The sequence below is a fragment of the Prosthecobacter sp. genome, assembly GCF_044222345.1.
In the GTDB taxonomy this organism is placed as follows: Bacteria; Verrucomicrobiota; Verrucomicrobiia; order Verrucomicrobiales; family Verrucomicrobiaceae; genus Prosthecobacter.
Genome location: NZ_JBGANL010000004.1, coordinates 39,818 through 62,345 on the forward strand (window position 1 = coordinate 39,818; position 22,528 = coordinate 62,345).

General features: G+C 62.7%; 1 protein-coding gene. It reads right to left on the minus strand.

The window, feature by feature from the left end; genetic code table 11:
• Positions 1-5 precede the first annotated feature (5 nt).
• Positions 6-22,373 carry an autotransporter-associated beta strand repeat-containing protein gene (locus ACILSL_RS03935; protein ID WP_395730694.1) on the minus strand — a complete coding sequence of 7,456 codons (22,368 nt, stop codon included), beginning with the start codon at positions 22,371-22,373 and terminating at the stop codon, positions 6-8.
• Between the last annotated feature and the right edge of the window lie 155 nt (positions 22,374-22,528).

Sequence of the window (22,528 nt, forward strand, 5' to 3'; positions counted from 1 at the left end):
CTTTTTCATCCGACGGTTCCTGCCTGGGTCCTGCGACGGCGCAGGAAGAGGGCGGCAAGGCCGAAGAGCATGAGCACCATGCGGCCGGGTTCGGGGACGATGACGACGATCCCGTAGCTGGCGAAGGCGGAGGTGTCCCAGAAGAGGCCGGAGCTGAGTTCGGGAAGAACCAGATCATTCGCGGTGTCGAAGGCGGAGCTGCCGGACGGGGTGCCGATGCTGCCTGCAATGCCGGAACCGACCGAAGCCCAGTCCATGAGCTTGAAGATGTCACCAAAGGCCAGGGTGGCATCTCCTGCAGTCTGAATCAGGACAGTGGGAGTGCCTCCGGCACTGGCCCCGAGACTCACAGTTTTGCCGGCAAGGCTGAGCGAGCTGTAGGTGCCGCTGACGGTGTTCCACTGGCTGTAGATGGAATCAGGTGTGCTGCCAGCTCCTGCCGTGGCGTGGGTGCCTAGGTAGCTGGCGGCTGTCACGTCCGAACTCCAGCCGGAGTCCAGGCTTATAGCATTGGTGTTGCTGGAGGTGACCCCGAATTGGATCTGCGAACCTGAATTGACGGTGAGCGCTCCAGTGAGGGTGAGCGTGCCGGGAGTGCTGCCCGCTGCATCTCCCGGACGGAGGACGCCCACGGTGGAAAGACTGCCCAAGATCACCGCGCCAACGGTCCCGGTGCCGGAGAGTGTGGGAGCAGCGAGCTGGTTCGCCGAAACGGTGGAAGTGGTTGCTGGTGTGCCGGAGACTCCAGAAACGGTGGTCGTGGTGCCCGTGCCAGAGACCGTAGCGGCGGAGAAGGAGACCGAACCGACGCCCCCTGAGCCGACCTGCAGATTGCCGCCGGTGACCAGCGTGGCTCCAGCATAGGTGTTTGCGCCGGTGAGTGTCTGCACGCCCGTGCCGGTCTTGACCAGAAGGAGATTTCCAGTGGAGGCCACGCCTGCCTTGGTGTCCGTGAGGATGCCTGCATAGGTGGTGCTGGTGTTGTCCGCGCCGATGGTCAGCGTGGCCGAAGTGCCAGTGACGGAGTTGGTGATCATGCCGCCCGTGGTGGCGGTGTCTCCCGCGAGCGAGCCGAGGGTTTCATTCTTCCCGTTAAGATCGAATGCCGCGCCTGCAGCAACGATGAGGGCCGAGCCGTCTGGAATCACACCAGCAGCACCGAGCTGAAGCAGACCGCCGAGGATGGTGGTGGAGCCGCCGTAGGCATTGGCGGTGCTGCCGAGTTTCAGCACGCCATTGCCCGCCTTGGCCAGACCGGCCGTGCCGGACACCGCACCACCAAGGGTGGAGACATTCTGCGGACTGGTGACGGTGATCGTGCGTGTATCGCTGCCAAGATCGACCGTGCCATTGAGGATCACGCCGTTGGCGGCCACCGGACCGCCAAGGGCGAAGTCACCATTGACCACCACGTTGTTGGAAACGGTCTGAATGGCGGAGCCGGACATGAGGGTGGTGCCTCCGGCGATGGTCAGCGTGCCAATGCCCAGCGGACCCGTGTTGCCCGGGACGAGCGCCACGCCCACCCCCGAAGGCGAACTGCTGGAGCCGAGAATCAGCGTGCCTTCATTCAACTGCACACCGCCGTTGAACGTGTTCGCGCCGCTGAGCACCAGCGAGCCGCTGCCCATCTTGATGAGGCCCGCCGGATTGAGCGTGCCGCCCATGACGTTCTGGATGACGCCGCTGAGAATCAAATCAATCGGCGACAGACCGGAGGTGGTGATCGTGCGGTTCGCTCCGGCCAGCTCCCAGATGGTGGCAGACGAGATGGTCGGGGTGGAGCCGACACTGTCGTTGACCGCCGTGATGGCATTCGTCGTTCCGCTGAGGACAAACGTGCCGCCGGTGATATTGGTCGTGGCCTGAGCACCGCCGGTGCCGTTGAAGGTCAGAGTGGCGAAGGTGTTGGCATTGACCAGGGTCAGCACGCCAGCATTGCCGTTGAAGGTCACATTGCTGGTAGAGGCGATCTGGCCAGCGTTGGTGGTTTCGGTGACGTTGGCGTTGTTGATGATCAAATCTCCCGGCACCTGGATGCCGCCCAGTGTGCCGCTCAAAGTCAGCGTCCCCTGATTGACCACCGTCGGTCCCGAATAGGAGTTGGAATATCCGCCGATGGCCGGTGAGCCGATCGTGGATGCCACATTCGTTCCGGCAGTCACGCCCGTGCCGGTGGTGATCGTAAACGTCGTGGCGCTCGTGATGGCGGTGATGAATTCATTGGCGGGGATGTTCGGATTTCCAGTGACCGGCATGCCCACATAGAGCCCCGCAGTGCTGGCCACGGTGACGGTGGCAGAGCCCGCCGTGGTGCTGGCGGCCACGCCCGTGATGGTGCCGCTGGTGGGATTGAGCGCGGCCCCGATGGTGAGAGGCGCGGAGGTTGTGCTCATGAGAGCAGGAAGCGAGAGCACAAAATGCGTGGCATCCGTGATGCTGCTGATCGTGGCTCCGACGGGGATGCCAGCGCCATTGACGCTCTGTCCGGTCACCAGACCGGCCGTGCTGGCCACGGTCACCGTAAAACTGGAACCGAGGGTGGAGCCTGCCACCACCAGGCCGACCGGTTGCAGGCCGTAGTATTGATTGGCCGTGCCAGTCACCGTCGCATTCTGTGAGAGCGTGACAAACGTCACCCCCGTGCCCTGGGTGATGCCGGTGATCGTGGTGCCCTGGGGAATGCCATTCCCCTGCACCGCCTGGCCCGTGAACAAAACGGGCGTGCCCAAAATGGTGACGCTGCTGCTGCCGCTGGTCGTGGTGGTGACCAGTGACTGCGCGGCTGGAGCCGTGGCCGTGGTGGTAATCGTCGTGGCCACGCTGGTGCCCGTGCCACTGGCGGGGGCGGAGATGGTGAACGTCGTCGGGCTGGTGATGGCAGTGATCGTGGCTCCGCCGGGGATGTTGGCATTGCCGGAGAGAACTTCACCGATGTAGAGTCCGCTGGTAGAAGATGCCAGAGTCACCACATTGCTGCCGGAAGTGGTGCTGGCTGCGGCGGTGGTGGCGGTGGATGCGGCGATCGATCCAAAGAGCACCGTGGCCGGACCGGTGGGAAGGGTCGTGAACGCACCATTCAAAGTCACGGTGTTGCCGGAAACACTGGCCACCGTGGCGGAGGCCGTGATCACACCACCACCCGCAGCGGCGGCAGCCAGGCTGACACTCATGCCAGGATAGATGACGCTGCCAGCGGGCACGGTGATCGTGTTGCTGGTGAAGCTGGCGCTGGCAATCGTCAGCACCTGCGAGGTGGGCAGGCCGAACTGGGTGCCAGCGGCTGTGGCGCTGCCGGTCCCCACATTCGCACTGAGGGTGTAGCGTGTGGCATCGGTGATGCCGATGATCATCGCGCCAGCGGTCTGACCCAGCGCCGCGCTGACCGTCTGACCCACCGCCAGACCTGCCGTGCTGTTCACCGTCACGATGTTCGAAGCAGTGGTGGTGGCTGTCGTCCAGACTGTCGGCAGGACATTCAGCGTGGTGGTGCTGGTGCCGGTCTTCACGAGCGAGAGCAGATTGCCGTTGCTGTTGTTGGTGATGGTGCTGTTGATGGTGGCCGTGTTGTTGGCGTACACATACAGCGAGGAGGCCGAACTGGTCGCGGCCCCTGCGGTCAGTCGCCCACCGGCGATGACGCTGAGCGCGCCATTGGTGAGCAGGCCGCCCGAGGTGATGCTGAGAACATCGCCCAGAGTGTTCAGCGTGGCCGTCGAAACGGCGGAGATGCGCAGGGAGTTGATCGCGCGGCTGGTGACAGCGCCGACACTTGCGGAGATGGTGATGTTGTCGATGGCAGATCCGACGGTCAGCGCGCTGGCAGAGTAGGCCCCAAAGGGGGTGGTGCTGTTGAGTGAGAGACCCAGCGCGCCCACGCCCAAGGCCCCGGTCACGGGGTCCATGGTGGCGCGATAGCTGGCAAAGTCCGTGCCGCCCACCACCGCCCAGCCGCCAATGATTCCATTCACCAAGGTCGGCGCGGCAGTGATGAGGATCTGCGGATTGGACGCCGCACTGCCCGGAGCTAGGCCGTTCATGCCGAGCACCGCGGCACCGAGTGTGCCGCCACCCACCGTGAAGTTCAGCGTTGCGGTGCCGCTTTGATTCAGACTGGCCAGTGTCAGGACAGCGGCCCCGGTACCCACGGCACTGCTGCCGAAAAGATTCTCCGTGATGGTGCTGGCACCGGAGAGCAGATTGACGCCGCCGGCAATGGTGAGAGCATCGGTGCCCTGCCTGCCGCCGAAGACCAGCGTGCCGCCAATCAGATTGATGGCAGAGGCGCCCGTGCGCGCAGCCAGCGCGGAGAGGCCGCTGTTGTCCAGCGTCAGCGTGGAGAAGTAATTATTGATGGTGCCGCCGTTGGCGATCGTGCCGCTGTCCTTCAGCGTCAGCGTGCCACCACGAATGTTGGTGATCATGTTCGCATTGCGACCGTCGGCATTGTTCAGCACCAGATTGTTGGCCCCCGATTTGTCGAGGATGATATTCCCTGCGATGGTGCCGACGAAGGTGGTGGTGGCCGTGCTCGGATTCGTAAAGAGCGTGGCAGCCGCGCCGGTGTTCGTCACCGTGCCCGCGCCCCCCGGAAGGATGTTGCCATTGGTCTGAGTCAGCGATCCCACCGCCTGATTGTTACCTTTCAGGTCCACCGTGCCGCCATTGATATTGAGCGCCGCCAGGGTGAGCGCTGTTGAGGTCGGGATGGCCAGCAACGTGTTGGCACCAGCGCTCAGATCGAGTTCACCGGCATTCACAAAAGTGGCACCGGTGATGTAGCTGAATTTTTGCAGATTCAGGGTGCCGCTGTCCGCCTTCACCAGCACGCCGGTTCCGATCAGGTAGGCGTTCACATTGAGGGTGTCCAGCGTATGGAAGATGAGGCCTGCTGCCCCCTGCGTGATGGCACCGCCTGTGATGCCGGCATTGCCTGTCGTGGCCACCACGGCTCCGCTGGTCACAGTCAGTGTATTGACCGTTCCTGCGGCATTGAAGAGCGTGGAGCCAAGGCCCAGCCCCGTGAGGTAATTCACCGAGGCACCACCCCCGGTGGAGGTCACACCGCCGCCGCTGTTCAAGGTCAGCGAATTGATCGTGGTGGATGCGTAGAGGCTGAGATTCTTCGACACAAACACATTCGAAGAAGCCGCCACATTGGAGACGACACCGCCCAGTGCCAGGATGCTGACCGGCGCTGCCGCACCGAGGTAGCTGCCGGTCGGCGCGAGGTAACCCAGCGCCGTGTCAGACGCTTTCAGGAGACGGAAGCCGTTGGCGTCCGAAGTGACGAGACCGGTGCCGGTGCTGTCCGTGCCGATGATGTCGGGACGGATGCTGCCCACCAGACCAGCCGTGGTGGCGGTGACATTGACGCGACCGCTGCCAGCAGCGCCGCCACCCAGCAGTCCCGCTGTCGAAATGAGGAGGGTGCCAGTGTTCGTGGCGCTCTGAGCGGTGAATGTTCCAAGTGTTACCGTCGTGCCGAAGGCTCCGGTGCTCGCGGTAAGATTGAAGGTGCTCTGACCTGCCAGCATCGTCAGGGTGCCGAGGGTTTCAGAAACCGCCGCGTTGTTGTTGCCCAGATAGTTCAGCGTGCCGCCCTGGAAGTTCATGATGCGCGTGATGTTGCTGATCGCCACGCTGCCGCCGAGACGGTTGCTGACCGCGTTGCCGATCACTCCGCTGTTGTCCAGCGTGAGCACACCGCCCTGAGAGAGTGTTTCAACGGCAAAGCCGATCTTGCCGGTCGCTCCACTGAGCGTCACCGTGCCAGCGTCCACCAGCAAGGTGCCGATCACTTTGGCGCTGCTATCTCCCGTGAGCACCCAGTTGCCGGAGCCGATCTTGGTCACATTGAGCACGCCGCCCGTGCTCCCCGTGGAGTAGTAATCGCTGTTAAACGTGCCAGCAAACGTGCCGCCGACGCTGTCCCCGGTGAAGAGCGTGCCAGCTGTCGACACGTTGAAATTCTTAATGATGGAACCCGCTACGCCGGTGATGGTGCCCACCTGCAGATTGCTCTGGCCGCGCATGGCGAGGACATTGCCGCTGAAGCCCAGGTTGATCGTGGTGCTGGCGTAGTTCGAGTTTGTCCCCAGCACGATTGTGCCGCTGGTGCCATTGGCGAAGCCGACGGCATTGGTCGTGTAGCTCACACCGCCGAGCTGGAGCACTCCATTTCCGGCCTTGGTGATGGATCCGCTGGAGACAATGTTGCTGTTGATCGCGAGTCCGATCTGACCATTGCCATTCACGCTGGCATTGGTGACAGGGTCCACCGTAATTGTGGTGCTGCTGGAGAGGCTGAGCAGGCCCAGCAGTGCGGGCACCGTGCGCACGTCATCGAGATTCGTGGAGGTGATGCCACCCGTGAGGGTCAGCGTGCCAGCACCGGTTTGCACGATGGGACCATTTCCTGCAGTGCCGCCGCCCTGGCTGTTAAAGACGAGACTGCTGATGGTTTCATTGAAGCCGTTGAGCGTCCATTGCGCGCCGCCGCGAACCGTCACCGTCGCCGCATCTTCGACCTGCTGAGACGCCAGGTTGACCACCTGAGAATTGGCGATGGGCATTGAGTCGGTGCCGTTGTTATTACCACCGCTGATGATCAGATTGCCGGAGATGGCATTGCCTGCGCCCGTGAGGTTGTTCAGATTCACCACCACGCCATTGGCATAGGTGGTTCCCAGGTAGGTGTTGGCTCCGGCCAGTGTCACGGTCGGCGTGCTGGTGGTCTGGCTCATGCCATCCATGACCAGGTTCAAACCACCGCTCACGCCGTTGTCGATGATGGCGGAGTTCACCGTGAGCACGTTGGCTCCCACATGCAGGAAGAGTTCTGACTGATCGGCGCCTGCGGTGAGTTGGCCGCGCACACTCGTGCTGCCGATCGATGTCGCAGCGTTGTTGGTGCCCACGAGCAGGCCGCCGCTGGTGAGTGTGAGCGTGTCGGTGCCCGCGCTGAAGGAAAGAGCGCGTGCGGCGCTGATTCCGTTCCATGTCAGCGTGTTCACGATGGCACCGCCGATCGGCACGGTGATGGCTGTATCTCCAAAGCGCAGGTTGCTTGTGCTGGTGGAGGTGGCGAAACTGGTGGTCTGCATGGCGGCCGTCAGTCCACGCACACCGGTGACGGGATCGTAGGTGGCAAATTCTGCATTGGCGGTGGTGCTGGCCACGGTGGAGTCCAGCCCAATGACGGTGGCCCAGCCGCCGATAATGCCATTGCTCAAAGTGGGTGCGGAGGTGAAAAGGATGGATGGATTGTCCCCCATCGTGCCGGTGCCGGCATAGAAGTTCAGCGTGGCCCCGAGGCTGCGTGAGAGGGTGCCGGTGATGTTCAAGGTCGCGGTGCCGATGCCCGTCCCTGCCCCGGCGCTCGCGCCCACATCCAGCCGCAGTTCATTTGCCGCGCCGGACAAAGTAAGGTCTCCAATCGAAGCATAGCCTGCTGTCCCGCTTCGGCTGATGAACTGGAAGGCGCCGCCATCCAGTGTGAGCGGCACGTTTGAGGCGAGGCGGTTGCTCATGGCCTGGATGCCGGTGTCGTTCCACTGCAGGACCGCATTGCGGACGAAGATGCCGCTGGTGCCGGAGAGCCTGCCCTGATCGATCAGGGATAAGACGTTCCCCTGCACCGTCGTGCTGCCGGCGTAGCTGTTGTTGTCATGCATGGACAGGGTGAAGGCACCAGTCTTGACGAAGTTGATGACGTGCGTGGCATCTCCGGTGATCTGCCCCGCCCAGTCGGCTGCGGCGCTGCTGGCGACGGTGAGCGTGGAGGCCGTCGTGGAGCTGTTGGTCACGGTACCACCGGTGCCAGGCAGCACGCCGACACTGGTGAAGTTTCCGGTGGTCTGCGAGTTGCCGTTCAGATCGAAAGTACCGCCCGCATTCACGGTCAGGGCGCTGGCATTCAGCGTGGAGGTCAAGGTGGAGATCGTTGGAGCTGTCGTGAAGACGTAGAACAGGGCATTGGACGTCGAAGTCGCAGGCGCCAGTTTCAGGGTGCCCAGATTGATGCGTGTCTGGCCGGTGTAGCTGTTCTGCGCCGCCCCCAGGATCACCGTGCCTTCCCCGCTCTTGGTCAGTCCGTTGGGCGAAGGAACGATGATACCGCCCACGGCGGCATTGATGGTCAGCACGGTGCTGCTGCCTGCGGTGTAGATGAGCATTTCACGGCTGGAACTGCCGGACGCATTGATGAAACCGCCGCCCACGGCCCCAATCGTGGCGCTCACCGTGGCAAGGATGCCCCCGCTATCGAGCCCGATATTGCGGCCTGCATTGATCGTCAGTGTCGGATTCACCGCAGTGCTGAAGGTCAGCGAATTGATGACCGTCGAGGTGTAGGCGGTTGCTGTCGTGCCCGCGTAAGCCGCGATGGCAGCACCGGCACTGAGAGCCGTCGTCGAGTTGAGCAGGATGTTGTTATTGGCCGTGAAGGTGGTGTCCATTTCACCCGCTGCGAGCACGCGGAGTCCATTCGTCCCGTTGAAGGCAAAGCTGGTGCCTGCGCCGGCAATACCCGTGTCATCCACGATGATCCACGGAATGATGGCGGCGTTCTTGGCACCGGCAGCTCCCGTCTGGCCGATGGGCGTGGGCGCGGTGCCAAGCACGACATTCGTCTTGCCCACCGTGAGAGCGGCAGACTGCCCCAAACCGAAGCCGCGAATGAGCACCGTGCCCGTGTTTGCCGTGCGTGCGATGGTGCCCGCACCCGTGGTGGAAAGCGCCAGCGTGGAGGTGCTGTTCGCATCCAGTGTGATCACGCTGAAGCCACCATTGATGGTCAGGCTGCTTGCCCCCAGAACTTCATTTTGAGCAGTGATGCTGCCGACGTTGGCCGTCAGCAACAGCGTGCCACCATTCAGAGTGATGGCGCGTCCATTGGCGCGGTTCACCGACGTTGAGCCCAGTCCGGTGTAATCCAGTTGCAGGGTGTTGGTGGGATTGAGACCCGACACCGCCCCCGCATTCACATTCACCACCGTCGAGGCACCGAGAACCGTCGTCGATGTGCCGGAGATCACCACTTTGCCCATGGCCACCGTGAGCCCCGTCAAGGTGGATGCGCTGGTGATGCCGGTGAGCCGGAGCGTATTCGCGCCCACCTTCGTCAGGACGGCGCTGCCCGTCACCTGCGCGCCTAGCGTGAGATCGCCAAAGGTCGTGCTGCCAAGCCCGCTGTTCGTGTTGATGTAATTGGTGCCGATGCTGGCGGCAGCGCCCAGCGTCACCGTGCCGGCATAGCTGGCTGCGGTGGTGGCCGTGTTGATCAATGCGCCGAGTGAGCTGACGGTTCCCGTGCCGGTGATCGTGCCGCTGCCGCCGTAGCCCACGCCGGTGATGGTCAGTGCGTTCGCATTGGTCACTGCGATGCCGTTCAAGTCGAGCACGGCACCGCTGGCGATGGTGAGTGTATTGGACGCTGCACCGAGGGCCCCGGCATTTCCCAGCTTGAGCGTGCCGAGTGCGACGCTGATGTTAAACACCTGCGTGCCGTTGCTGGCATTCAGCATCAGCGTGTTTGTGCCCTGCTTCGTCAAAGTGATGCCGCTGCCGCCCACGATGGAGTTCAGCGTGAGGTCGCCATTGCCGCCCACGGTGGAGCTGGAGCCCAGGGTGAGAGTGCCGCTTAAGCTGGCGGCGCTGAGGCTGCTGTTCCACAGCGCACCGCTGGAGCCTGCGGCAAGAATGGCCGTGGGTGTGGCTGAAGCCGAGGGGATGAGAGCACCCGCGCCATTGATGGTCACATTGCCAGCGACTGCGCTCTGGCCATTGAGATCCAGCATGCCGGAGGCGTTGAAGTAATAGGTCCCGGAACCGCTCGTAGTCGCGGCCTGGGAAAGCGTCACCGTGGTTCCGCTGATGGCGGTGATGTAGGTGCCGATGGGAATGCCTGCGCCAGACACGCTCATGCCGACTTGAAGAGAGAGTGTGCTGGCCGTGTCTGCGCCTGCGAGCGTGAGCGTGGTGGAGCCGCCGGCCACGGCTGGCAGGGATGTGGTCGAAGTGTTGACGTTGCGAATGAGCGTGCCGCCGAGGCTGGCCGTGGTTCCGGTGCTCAAGGCGGCTGCGTTATTGAGCTGCACAAAGCCCGACTGAATGACGAGGTCACCGGTGAAGCCGGAGTTGCTGCCACCGAGGATCAGAGAACCGGTGCCAGCCTTGAACATGGCATTGGCTGCGCCGCCGCCGGCATGGGTGATGGTGCCGATCAAGTTGAGCGTGCCAGCTCCCTGGCTGGCGGTGTTCGTCGTGGCGACAACCACGCCGTTTCCAATCGTGATGGCTCCATCCACACCTACCCATCCGGCACCGTAGATGCCGTTGGTGCCGTTGACGATGTTGAGCATCGAGTTGTTGTTCAAGACCATCGCCGTTCCAGTCGTAGGCGCGATCACCGCACCCAGCGGCGAGGCGAGCGTGTCGATGGTGGCCGAAGCGCCGGCGGCCAGCGTGTAGTTGTTGTTGATGATCGCCGCAAAGTTGTAGCTGTTGGTCGAAGTCGGCGCGCCAGCGGCATAGAAAAGATTGCTGGAGGAGATCGACTGGAAACCGCCGGTGGCTCCTGCCACGGTGTTGCCCAAACCATTGCCGGAGGTGTCAGCCCCTGCGTAGAGCAGACGGTAGGAGCCGGAGTTGGTGGCGTTGTAGGCGGTGTAGGTGATGGTGTGGTAGCCGCTGCTCAGAGTGATTTGTCCATTGCCCGTGGCCTCGGTGAGTCCGGCATGCGGTCCCACGTCGCTGATGAGCAGCTGGCCGTCGATGTAAAGCACGCTGGCGTCATCCGAGGCGCTGCGGAAGGTGTAAGTGCCAGCCGTATTGATGTTCAGCAGGCCTTGAAGCGTGGTGATGCCATTGGTGTTTGAGGCCGTGGTCGAAGCCGCACGATTGTTCATGCCGGCGTCGTTCATCAGGCTCACGGTACCGCTGCCCGAGAAGCCGATGCCCGCCACGTTGACATTGAGAGCGCCCTGCGCGGCGGCCAGGCTGCTATAGGCCGCATTCAAGCCACCGGCTGAGTAGCCTGTCGGTGTGGTGGAAGGTGCGGTCGCTGGAGCCTGAATCAGCAGCGGGTAGTAGTTGCTGCCGTTGTAACTGGAAAGCTCGATGGGATTGGTGGCCACGGTCGTCGTCGTGCCCTGGGTCACGATGTCAGGGAAATAAAGGGAACCCAGGCCGATATTGACCGGCTTGTTGCCAGCTGTGTAGCCATAGACGTAGGCCGTCGTGCCAGCCGCGACGTTGAAACGTGGAGCGCCCGTGGTGTTGGTGACGTTTTGGAAGATGATCGAGTAGGCGTTGGCGCTGGCCAGATTCAGCACCTGCGTGCCGGTCATCGTCAGCTGCGGAATTTTGATGGCGTTGCCGGTGCCGTTCCCAGAAACAGTCACGCCGATGCTGGAGGCATTGCTGACGAAGAGGTTCGCATAGTTGGAGTTCGGATTGACGGTGATTGACAGGCCCTGATAGACAATGAGACCGCTGTTGCTGAGGCCGTTGTTCTCAAGCGCCAGCGTGCCGTTGCTGGTGATCGTGACATTGGCATTGGCCAGAGGCTGCGGAGCATTGCCCGTGGCACCGCCCAGAACCATGACGCCCTCATTGACGATGATGGACCCGCCGAAGGTGTTGTTGTTGGTCAGTGCCAGGGTGCCGAGACCGGTCTTGATGATGCCCGAAGTTCCACCGCCCGAGCCGCCGTTGTCCGTGATCACCCCGCCCAGCGTGAGGAAGCTGCCGGGCACATCCACATTCACGGTGGTGTTGCCTGAGTTGAGGCTCAAGGAGCCGTTGAGCGTGAGACCATTCGGCCCCTTGTAGCTGAGGTCATTGCCACCCAGCACCAGCGCATTGGAGATCACGTTGGTGGCGGCGGTTGAAGTGAGATAAGTCCCCGCACCAATCGTGAAGGTGCCCGTGCCGAGAGGACCGCTGATCACCGGACCGCCCAGACCGGCGGTGATGCTGCTGCCACCGATGGCGATGCCGCCTGCGGCAAGATTCACGCCGCCATCGAAGGTGCTGGCGCCGCTCAATTGCAGCAGGCCGTTGCCCGCCTTGGTGATGCCGACGCCCGTGCCCGTGGTGCCGATGCCGACGATGGGTGAACTGATGGACAGTGCCGCCGTGAGCTGCGTCACCGTGCTGCCCGCAATCTGGATGGGATTCACGGTGATCGTATTCGTCCCCGCAGTCAGGCCGAGCGATGCAACGCTGATGATGGAAACGTTGGCCGGATTGCTCGAACTCGCGGTGATGGGATTGAGGCTCGTCAGATTGAGCACGCTGATGGGAATGGTGGCGGCCGTGGTCACGGTGGGGGCGGCTTCACCGCCATTGTTGTTGAACACGAGGCTGTTCAGCGTCTGCGTGCCCGCCAGATTCACGATGGACTTGCCGATGATGGTCAGCGTGTTGCTGGAATCAATCTGGCCACCGATGCCGACCGCATTGCCACCGGAAGCACTCACGCCGACGTTCAGCGTGGTGGCGGTAACGCCAGTGGTGCTGCCCACCAGCGTGAGTCCGCCCCCGGGAATCACGATCGTTCCGGCGGTGGCGGCCGAGAGGTTCACGGTGCCTTGATTGATGATCGTACCGCCGGTGTAGGTGTTCGCAGCGGTGAGCGTGAGCGTGCCCGTGCCCGCCTTGTTCAGGCGCGTCACACTGCCGAGGCCGTTGTCCTGGATGATGGAGTGGATCACCATGTCAGAGACGAAGGTCAGGGTCTGCCCGCCGATGGTGGAGAGGGCATTGTAGTTGATGGACAACTGCGTTCCGCTCAGCACCTGGGTGATGTAGGAGCCGTTGGGGATGCCTGTGCCGCTGAGCGCCATGCCTGCGAAGAGGCCGGTGGTCGAAGTGACGGTGACCACGTTGCTGCCGGCCACGGTGCCAGTGGCCGCGATGCCCGTGCCGGTGACCGCATTCGTGGTATTGTATACCACCAGCGGGGTGATGCCCGATGTTGCCGTGCCACCGGTGGTCAGAAAGCCCCGGACATCCGGCGTGCCGATCATGGTGGACCCCACGCCGCTGTTGCTGTGCAGGAGGCCGCCCATGATGATGTTGAGCACATCGCCCGAACTGGTGAAGGCCAGGTCATTTTCAGTGGCACCGGCAAAGCGCAGGTAGTCCGTGGTGGCCCCGCCTGCATTCATTGTGATCACCTGATTGATCCCGGCGATGCCGTTCAAAATGTTGGTCACGTTGCCCGCACCAAAGCCATTGAGCGTGCCGCCGGAGTAGGTGTTCAGCACATTGGCTCCCAGCACAGCCGTGGTGGTGGTGACGGTGCCGCCGGACATGTAGCCACCGGCGTAGCCCTGATAACCGACAGTGCCCACCGCACCGATGCCCATCGAGGGATTGAACCCGGCCCAGGTGTCCGAATTGGCAATGGCCCAGGCACCGATGACGCCGGTGGCGGCGCTGTAACCGAGACTGGCGCTGTCGGTGACGAGGATGCGAGGGTTCGAGCCATCAGCCCCCAGCGTGCTGCCGATGAAGTTCAAGATGGCGTTCGAAGTGCGCGTGATGCTGGCGAAACCCAGATCCGCATTCGTATAAGCCCCTGTGCCACCGATCGCCACGGTGATGGTGTTGACACCCGAGGCCGCCGTGAGCGCACCCAAATTTTCCGCCGTGTAGGTGTTGGCACGCCCAGTGAGAAAGAGGTTGCCGCCATTCATGGAGATCGACGCCGCATCGTTGACGCGGTCATTGTTGTTGATGAACAGGCCGGTGTTGTTGTTCAGGCTGAGGTTCGCATAGTTCAACGTGATGGAAGAGGTGTTCGCGAGCGTGGCGTTGTCCTGCAGCGTGATACCGCCCCCCAGGATGATCGTGGCACCGTAGTAGCTGTTGGCCGAGAGCATCGTGGTCGTGCCGCCGTTGACACGGGCAAACGTGATGGCATTGGCCATGCTGCCGGTGATGCTGCCTGCCCAGATGCTGGTGGTGGCGTTTGTGACCAGCAGGGAGGCACCGTTGCTGCTGTTGACTGTACCGCCGGCTCCAGGAACCGCACCTCCATTGCTGGTGAAATTGCCAACGTATTGGACGGTGCCGTTGAGATCGAGCGTGGCTCCGTAGTTCACCGTCAGAGCGCCACCGTTGTCGAACAAGGTGTTGTTCCCGGCTGAGAGCTTCGTGGTGCCGCCATTGAGAATGGTGGCCCCGGTGTAGAACTGCCGGGCGGTGATGTTGAGATTACCACTGAGTCCTTTGGTGAGACCGCCTGTGGCAACGCTGGCCACGGGGCTGGCGGTGTTCTGGAAGAAATTGCTGCCTGCCAGATTTTGATTGGTCATCAGAGTGCCGACCAGAGTGCCTCCGAGATTCAAGGTGGAGCCGCTGGCGACCTGGATGATGGCTTCTGTGCCCGTCGTGCTGGGATTGGTGGCGGTGGTGACGTTCACCGGCGCGAGCACGAGGCGTGTGGCGTTCAGCGTGTTCGTGCCGCCGTTCACCAAAATGCCACCGCTGCTCAGGGTGAGTGAGAGATCGCTGGCCAGACCCGTCGCAGCATCGTTGCCCACCCCCACGGTGAGGCCGCTGCCGTTGATGGAAAGTGCATTGAGAACACGTCCGCCCGGCGCCACCCCGGCTGAGTAGAGCGCATTGGTGGTGGCGCCCGTCACCTGCAGCGTGATCGTCGGTGTGGCGATGAGGCTGGCGAGCGTGACGTCGCTAGGCGTGCTGTAGTTCGTGAAGGTGGTGAGACCATTGGCTCCCATGGCCGCCCACGAGGTGCCGCCGATGGTGATGCGAGGGAGCAGCGAGTTGGCGGAAGTGGTGATCGCCCCATAGGAAGGCACGCCGAAGGTGATCGCGCTGCCGGAGGCCACGCCGGAAGCGGCCACGGCCTGGCTCAGCGTGACCGTGGTGCTGGTGAGGCTGGAAATGGTGGTCCCGTTCAGGATGCCCACTCCTGTCACGGCCTGACCCGCGACAAGTCCGGTCGTCGAGGCAAAGGACAGAGTCGTTCCCGTCACAGCGGCCGCGCTTGTGTTCAACAAGCTGCCAAAGTTCACCTGATTGGTGCTGGTGCCGAGAGCCACGTTGGAAGTGACGTCCAGCGTGCTGCCGGCGCTGGCGGTCAATGAGGAGAAGTTCAGCTTCGTCGTGCCGCCGTTGCTGGTGATGTTGATGGCGCTCTGACCGCTGGCCCCCATGATCAGGGCACCCGCGCCTGTGCCTGCCGTCCCTTCGATGGATCCAGCGCTGTTGCCGATGAAGTTGAGCGTGCCACCGGCAAGCGTCAGCGCACGGTTGGCCAGGCGATTGGCCAGGGCGGGTCCGCTGTTGTCTAGCGTGAGCGTCGCGGAAGGATTCACGGTGATGGCGGACGTGCCGCTCAAGGCTCCGGCCGCTCCACTGATCACCGTCGTGCCGCCGTTCAGCGTGGTCGCGCCGGTGTAGAGATTGTTCGCAGTCAGCGTCAGCGTGCCGGTGCCCGAGTAGGCGAGAGCGTTGGCGCCCGTGCCTGCATTATAGGCACCACTGATCAGCACATTGCCGGAGCCGGCGAGAGTCAGTGTTGAGGCGACGGTGTTGGTGATCCCGCCGGAAAAAATCAATGAAGATCCGCTGGCGATGTTGTTGGTCATCAAACGGCTGGCGCCCAGCCCCAGAACACCGGCGAACTCAATGGAATTGCTCCCGGACAGCACCGTCGCGGAGGTGGTGACGGAAACCGGATTGAGGATGGCATTGGCCCCGGTCAGCGCCAGAGATCCGGCACTCAGCGTGCCTCCGCCAAAGGTGAAGGTCCCCGCCGCGGCGCCAAAGGGATTCTTGGCGTTCACGACGACGTTGCCCTGGGTCAAGCTCACCCCGCCGGTGTGCGCATTGGTTGCGTTCAGAGTGACGTTGCCGAGGGTGTTTAGGGTCAGCAGTGAAGTGTAGGTCGAAGGCAGACCCGCATTGAATATGGTGTTTCCTGTACCGCCCAGAGTCAGCGCCGCACTGGCGGTGACAGAGAATGGGCCGCCGAAGGTGAGAGTACCACTGGGGGCAATGTTGTTGAAGATCGAACCTGCGGCTCCCAGATTGATGATGGTGCTGCCGGTGAAGGCAATGGAGTTCAGACCGTTGAAGGTGAAATTGATGCCGGAAGTGCCGGTGAGAGAAACGGTGCTGGCGATGGTGGTCCCACCTGCAGTCAGCGTGAACATCCCGCCAGTGGCCCCCAAGGTCAGCAGAGTGCCGGTGCTCATGCCCAGCGGATTGGCCGTGGTGGCGGAGATGGTGCTCCAGCCGGGGCCAATGCCGAGGAAACCGTCAGTGGCAGTCACGCCGCCGGTGAAGGTGTTGGCCGCATTCAGAATCCAAACACCGCCGTTTCCTTTGCCCACTGCCAGAGCGCCGCCGTTGTCCGCCAGCACGGAGGTGATGGTGTTGGCGTCACGGCTTTCGCCCGTCAGAGTCAGAGTCTTCGTGCCGCTGATTAGATTGACGACTTTGGTGATGTTCAAGGCTCCGCTGCCGCTGGAGTCGATGGTGTTGGTTCCGGTGGTCGTGTTGAGATTGATGGTGCGTGTGACCGTTTCTCCCGTGCCGACGTAGAGCAGATAACCGCCGGTGGTGGTGCCGTTGCCGAGGTTCAAGGTGCCGGTGGCATCCCCAAAGGAACTCGATGCACCACCCGCCCCGATGCTTTGAACCGCAAAAGCACCCCCTCCGCTGATGAACGTGTTGCCGGTGTAAGTGTTGGCGCCGTTGATGAGCAACATGGTGCTGGCGGGCGTGGACAAGGTCAGCGAGCTGCCGCTGGCCCCGCTGATGTTACCGGCCAGCGTGTAGATGTCTGCGGCGGTGGTGGCGTTGTCCGTGACGGTGATGGTTCTCGCGCCACCGTTCAGGTCGATGGGATTCAGAATGGTGGTGTCTGAGAGCGCGGTGGTAGAGCCGAGCAGCAGGGTGCCGTTGGTGAAACTGGAACTGCCAAAGGTCAGCGTGGAGAGAGTCGTGAGACCGCCGATGGCAACGACAAGCGGTGAGCCAGACGCAGCAAAACCACCATTGGAGGAACCCGACAGCCACTGCACCTGCCCTGCACCGGTGCCCAGCCCACGGGTGAAAGTGCCGGAGGTTTCCAGCACGCCGCCTGCCAGCACCAGATTGCTGTTGGCAGACAGACTGCCGACGTTGCCAAAGGTCAAAGCTGTTCCGCTGGCCACGGTGTTCGCGGTGCTCAGTCGAATCTGCAATGGCCCGAGGATGCTGGCAATCGTGGTGCCGGGGGCGATGCCAGCACCGGTCACCGTCTGGCCCACCGCCAGTCCCGCCGTGTTGGCGAGATCCAGCACCGTGGAGGCGATGGCATTGGCAACCGTGGTGGCGGTCGTGAGGGTGGAGCCTGCATCCTGAGCGCGCAGTGTGCCCGCTGAGATGGTGGTGGCGCCGCTGTAGGTGTTGGCCGCATTGCCGAGAATCCACAAGCCCGTTCCAGCTTTGGTCACCCTGAGCGCCGTGCTGTCGATCGTGTTGTCGATGAGGTTCAGGTCGATCTCGTTGTCTCCCGTGGAGGATCCCTGCAATGTCAGCGTCTTGGCGCCGGAAGTGGAAAAGGCGATGGAGCCGGTGTTGGTGAACCAGATGGCCGCGTTGTTTCCTGTGCCGCTGCCGACGGCGGAATTTCCGTAGCCGCCGGTGGAATCCAAGGTGCCATTACCCGCCAGCGTGAACAGGCGGTTCGTCTGCACAGACGGTGCCTGAATGGTCGAGAGGAAGGAGCTGTTGTTCTGGCCCACGTATTGAAGCACGCCTGCCGCAGTGCCCGCGGAGCTGCCGAGCACAAGGCTGGCGGCATTGCTTTGAGCACTGCCGGTGCCGATGCTGCTGGCGCTGCCGTAATCGGCCAGAAGCGTCACGGCCAGAGTCCCTTGAGCAATGGTGGTCACGCCGCTGTAGGTGTTGTAGCCGATGCTGCCCAGGGTCTGCCCGGTAGGCGTGGTGCTGGCTGCAGCGCCGTTGAGGGGATTGAGGTACTGCGTGCCCGAGCCGTTTTTGGTGACATTGAGCACACCGTCACCATCTTGAAGCAGGCCGGAGAAAGTGGCGCTGGCCGTGGTGGTGACGTTGTACGAGCCGATGTTCAACGTGGCTGCGGTGCTGCTGCCACCACCGCTGTTGGTGATGGTGCCCGCACCGGTGAGCGCGCCAATCGTGATGGTGTTGCCTGCGCCGGCTGCATTGAGATCCAGCACGGCGTCCTGGCGCACGGCGGTGATGTTTCCCACGGTGGTGATGGCCCCCAGCGTGGCCGTTGCGCCTGAGAGCTGCAGCGTTCCCGCGTCGATGTTGACGTTGCCGGTAAAGGCATTGGCACCGCTGATGATCAGCTTGCCGGAGCCGGCCTTGGTAAGCGAGCCCGTACCGCTGCTGATGGCCGCGCTGATGGTGAGGGTGTTGGCATTGGTGCTGCCGCCGGTGTAGACGATGATTTCACTGCCCGCGCCGCCCAGCGTGAAGGCAGCGGAACTGGAGCCAATCGTTGCGGAACCGGTGGAGTTGTCAAACAGCACGCCGCTGGCGCTGCCCGCCGTGCCGAGTGTCAGCACGCCGCCAAGGGTCAGCGAGGTGTTATTACCGGAAATTTTGAGCGCATTGATCGCTTCATTCGCCGTCGTGGTGACGCTGCCGCTGCTGAGCCAGTAGGTGCTGGTGGCGGTGGAAAGGGAGGTGGGCAGGCCGGACACATAGCCTGCGTAAGCTGACACCACGTAGGGCCCGGTGCCCGTGACGGTGGCAAAGTCCACCGCGCTGGTGGTGGGATTGGTGTAATAGGCGAAGCCGTTGTTGGTGGAGAGGCCGATGATGCCGTTCACCAATGTGGGCGATGTGGTGAACTGAATGGTGGAGCCGGAGCCGGGACTGAAGTTCAGCACCGCACCCGCACCGCGCGTGCCGATGGGCGTGGCATTGCCAAACGTGAGCGTGGGCGTGCCGCCATTGGCCGTGGTGAGGATGTTCCCCTGCCCTGCGGTGGGAATGAGCTGCCCGACAGTCATCGCCGTGGTGCCTGCATCGGCCGATCCGAGCATCTGGAAAGTGCCCCCAGCATAGCCGTTTCCAGTCAGCACATCCGTGGAGAACACCAGGTTGTTGCTGCTGGTCAGCGGTGCGGAGCCGCTGCCGCTGGCTGCGGTGGGCTGGACCTGCAAGGTGCCCCCGGCCACTGTGACCGCGCCGCTGAAACTCTGCGCCACACCTGCCGCCCCGACACTGCCAAAGTAAAGCGTGCTGCCTGCACCGATGGCGGTGGCGATGGTGTTGTTGAGCACCACATTGTTGCCGTAGATAGCCGTGATGATCGTCCCGGCAGGCACATTGGTTCCCGTCACGCTTTGGCCGACGACCAGGCCCGAAGCATTGGTGAGGGTGACGACGTTGGTGTTGGCAGCGCCGTTGAAGGTCAGCGCGGTGGAGGAACTGATCGCGGCAGTCGTCGCGGCACTGAGCGTGATGGTGTTGGTGGCGCTGTTGATGGCGGTGATGGAGGCGCCCGCCGGAAGTCCGGCAGCCGCGGTGACGACCATCCCCACATTGAGCCCCGCCGTGCTGGCCAGCGCCACCGTGGTAGTGCCAGAGACCGTGGCACCGCTGGTGCTGATGGTGGAAAGGGTGGTCGCGGATGAGGCTTCTCCGCCAAAGACGATCGAGGCGCCGCTGCTGATGCCCGCGGAGGTGCCGACGTTCAGCGTGACTGTGGTGGAGGTCAGCGCACTGATGTAGCTTCCTGCGGCGATGCCGGTGCCGAAGACCTGCTGCCCCACCGCCAGACCGGTGGTGCTGGCAAAATTCAGCACCTTCCCCCCGCTGGTGGTCGTGCTGTTGGTGCTCACCGTGGCACCTGCGGCGACTGCAGCGGCCGCATAGGCAGAGGCTGCGGGCGCATACAGCCAGGTGCCAGAACCGCCTTTGAGAAGCGAGGTACGGTTGGCCGCGAGCGTGCCATTGTCTAATATGACGCCGGTGATCTGATTGATCACCGCAGGCGTGTTGACGGTGTTGTTGTAGCCTTCGAGGTAGAGCGTCTTGGCTCCCGCTCCCGGAGCGGCGATGTTGCTGGTGAGCACGAGTGCCGTGGCGCCCGTGTTTGCCGCTGCCTGCTGCTGATTGGCAAACAGGACCGCGCCGCCTGTCGTGCCTGAGAGCAGGACGGCCTTGCTGGAGGTTTCACCGACACCGCCTGCGGCTGATCCCAGATAGTTCAGAATGCCATTGGTGGTGGTGCTGCCGATCTGGAGGCCGCCGCTGCCCGTCCCCGTGGTGGTGTTGACGTTGAGCGCGCTCAGGGCATTGACGTACACACTGCCGTTGGTGATGTTGAACACACCGACGTTGGTGGAGGCGGTGCCTTGAATGGCCAGCGCACCGAACCCGGCCTTCGTCCAGATCTGATCGACATTGCCCACGGAGCTCAGCAGATTGCCGGTCAGCAGAACATCACCGTTGGCGGTGATGGTGTAGGTCCGGGTGGCTGTGCTGTCCTGGGAGAGAAAGCTGGTGTTCAGGGTGAGCAAGCCGTTGAGGTTGCTGGTGTAGCTGTGGTTGTTCCCCAGGGTGGCAGAGAAGCCATAGGCGACCGTCCCACCGGATCCGATCGTGACTCCATAGCCATCATTGCCGTTGAAAGTGGTGACGAGCGCGCTGGCGGATGTCAGTGCTTCGTTGAGCCCTGGCGAAATGACGCCGTTAACACTTGCGCCACCAAAAGTGACGGTTTGATTGATGCCCACACCACCGGCGGCACGCCCTGCATAGATGGCGGAACCCGAGGCGTTGATGTAGGCAATGGTCTTCTTGGAAAAATCCGTGTTGCCGGGGTCCACACGCAGCTCGTAGGTGCCGGCGTAGGACTGAATGGATCTGATGTCAACGGCAGCGCCCAAAGCACCCGGCGAGTAGACACGCAGGAATGAGCCGGTCACATCCACCGCGCCAAGGAAGTTGTTGTAGGGATTGGCCAGGGTGACCTGCCCGAGCAGGCCACCGCCGCTCCAGCGGTAGAAAGAAAGCGTGCTCACCGCGCCGCCGGTCACGAAGCCGTTGAAAAGGAAATTGCCGTAACCGTTGACCATCAGGTGAACACCGCCGGCGACGTTGACGGTGGAGGCGCTGGTGAAGGTCATGGTGCCGGCGACGGAACCCACGCGCGTCTCGGAGTTCGCGGCCGAGGTGAAGATGCCGCTGTAATTGTTGTTGCCGATATTGACCAAGGCATAACCGGCGCTGTTGTTGGCACCGCTGATGCCGTAGCCGGAGACGCCGAGATTACGGGTGAAGTTGATGCCAGTGGTGCCGCCCTGAACCACCAGCGCACCGCCGGCCAGTGAGCTGTTCACACCTGCAACGTTGATCGTCGTGGTGGAAGCCCCGAGCTGCCCCATGTTGCTGACGACCAGAGTGCCGCCGAGCACGTTCGTAAAACCGGTGTAGCTGTTGTTGTTATTGGTCAGGTAAACAACGCCGCCTCCCGTGATCGCGATGGAACCGCTGCCGGACAGCAGACCTGCAAAGGTGTTCCATGAGCTGGAGTTGGCGATGTTCGTATTCACTGAATAACCACCCACCACCGAGGTGAGCGCACCGCCGAGCGTGAGCACCGCGCCGCTGCCCAGCACCACATTGCCGCCCAGATCACCGCCGCCGGAAAGAGAGCCCACGGATTGATTGAAGCCATTGAGATCCAGCGTGGCTCCCGCAACATTGGCCAGCGAAAGCGCTGAGCCGGAACTGAGGGCATAGGCGCTGCCTGCTTTCAAAGTCCCTGCCAGAATGCTGGTGTCGCCTGTGTAGGAATTGCTGCCGGAGAGTGTCACGAGGCCCGCGCCTGAACTGTTGACGGTGAGACCACCCGTGCCGCTGATGCCACCGCTGAGCATCATGCCTCCGCTGGAGGTATTGCTGAGAGTGAGAAGATTGCCGCCATTGCTGATGCTCCCGGTCATGGAGAGAAGACCGCTGGAGTTGTTGGTGAATGATCCGGAGGCTCCCAGCGCCAAACTCAAATTACCGTCTCCGATCGTGATCGTTCCACTGGAGGCCCCCACCACAATCCCGCCTGCACCAAGGGTGAGCACCTGCGCCGTGCCGTTGCTGACCAGCGTGTAACCGGGGGCATCAAAGCTCAACCCGTCAGCAGTGATGCCTGCAGCCAGAGTGATCAGACCACCCGTGCCCTGAAAGGCCGCCGTGTCGCCACCGGCATTCGTCCAGAGGTTGTCAGTTCCGCCGCCAAGCCAGCGCGGAGAAGTCAGGTCCCACGTGCCAGCACCTCCGCTGCCTGTTTGGTCTTGAGCAGGATCCCAGACAAAGATCGCCGCATTCAATGGCACAGGCAGCGTCATCAGTGGAATCAGCAGGGACAGGCAAACGCCGGTCCACCGGGCCAGAGGAGAAAGACGAGTCTCCAAAGATCCAGAACGATCAGGAGAACATCTTTTCTTGAACAGTGTTAAGCAGAGCGAGGCATGGGCATGCCTGGAAAATACAGAAGAGAAGC

Coding starts and splice junctions, on each gene's coding strand:
- ACILSL_RS03935 (WP_395730694.1), bottom strand. CDS start 22,373: ATGACGCTGCCTGTGCCATTGAATGCGGCGATCTTTGTCTGGGATCCT.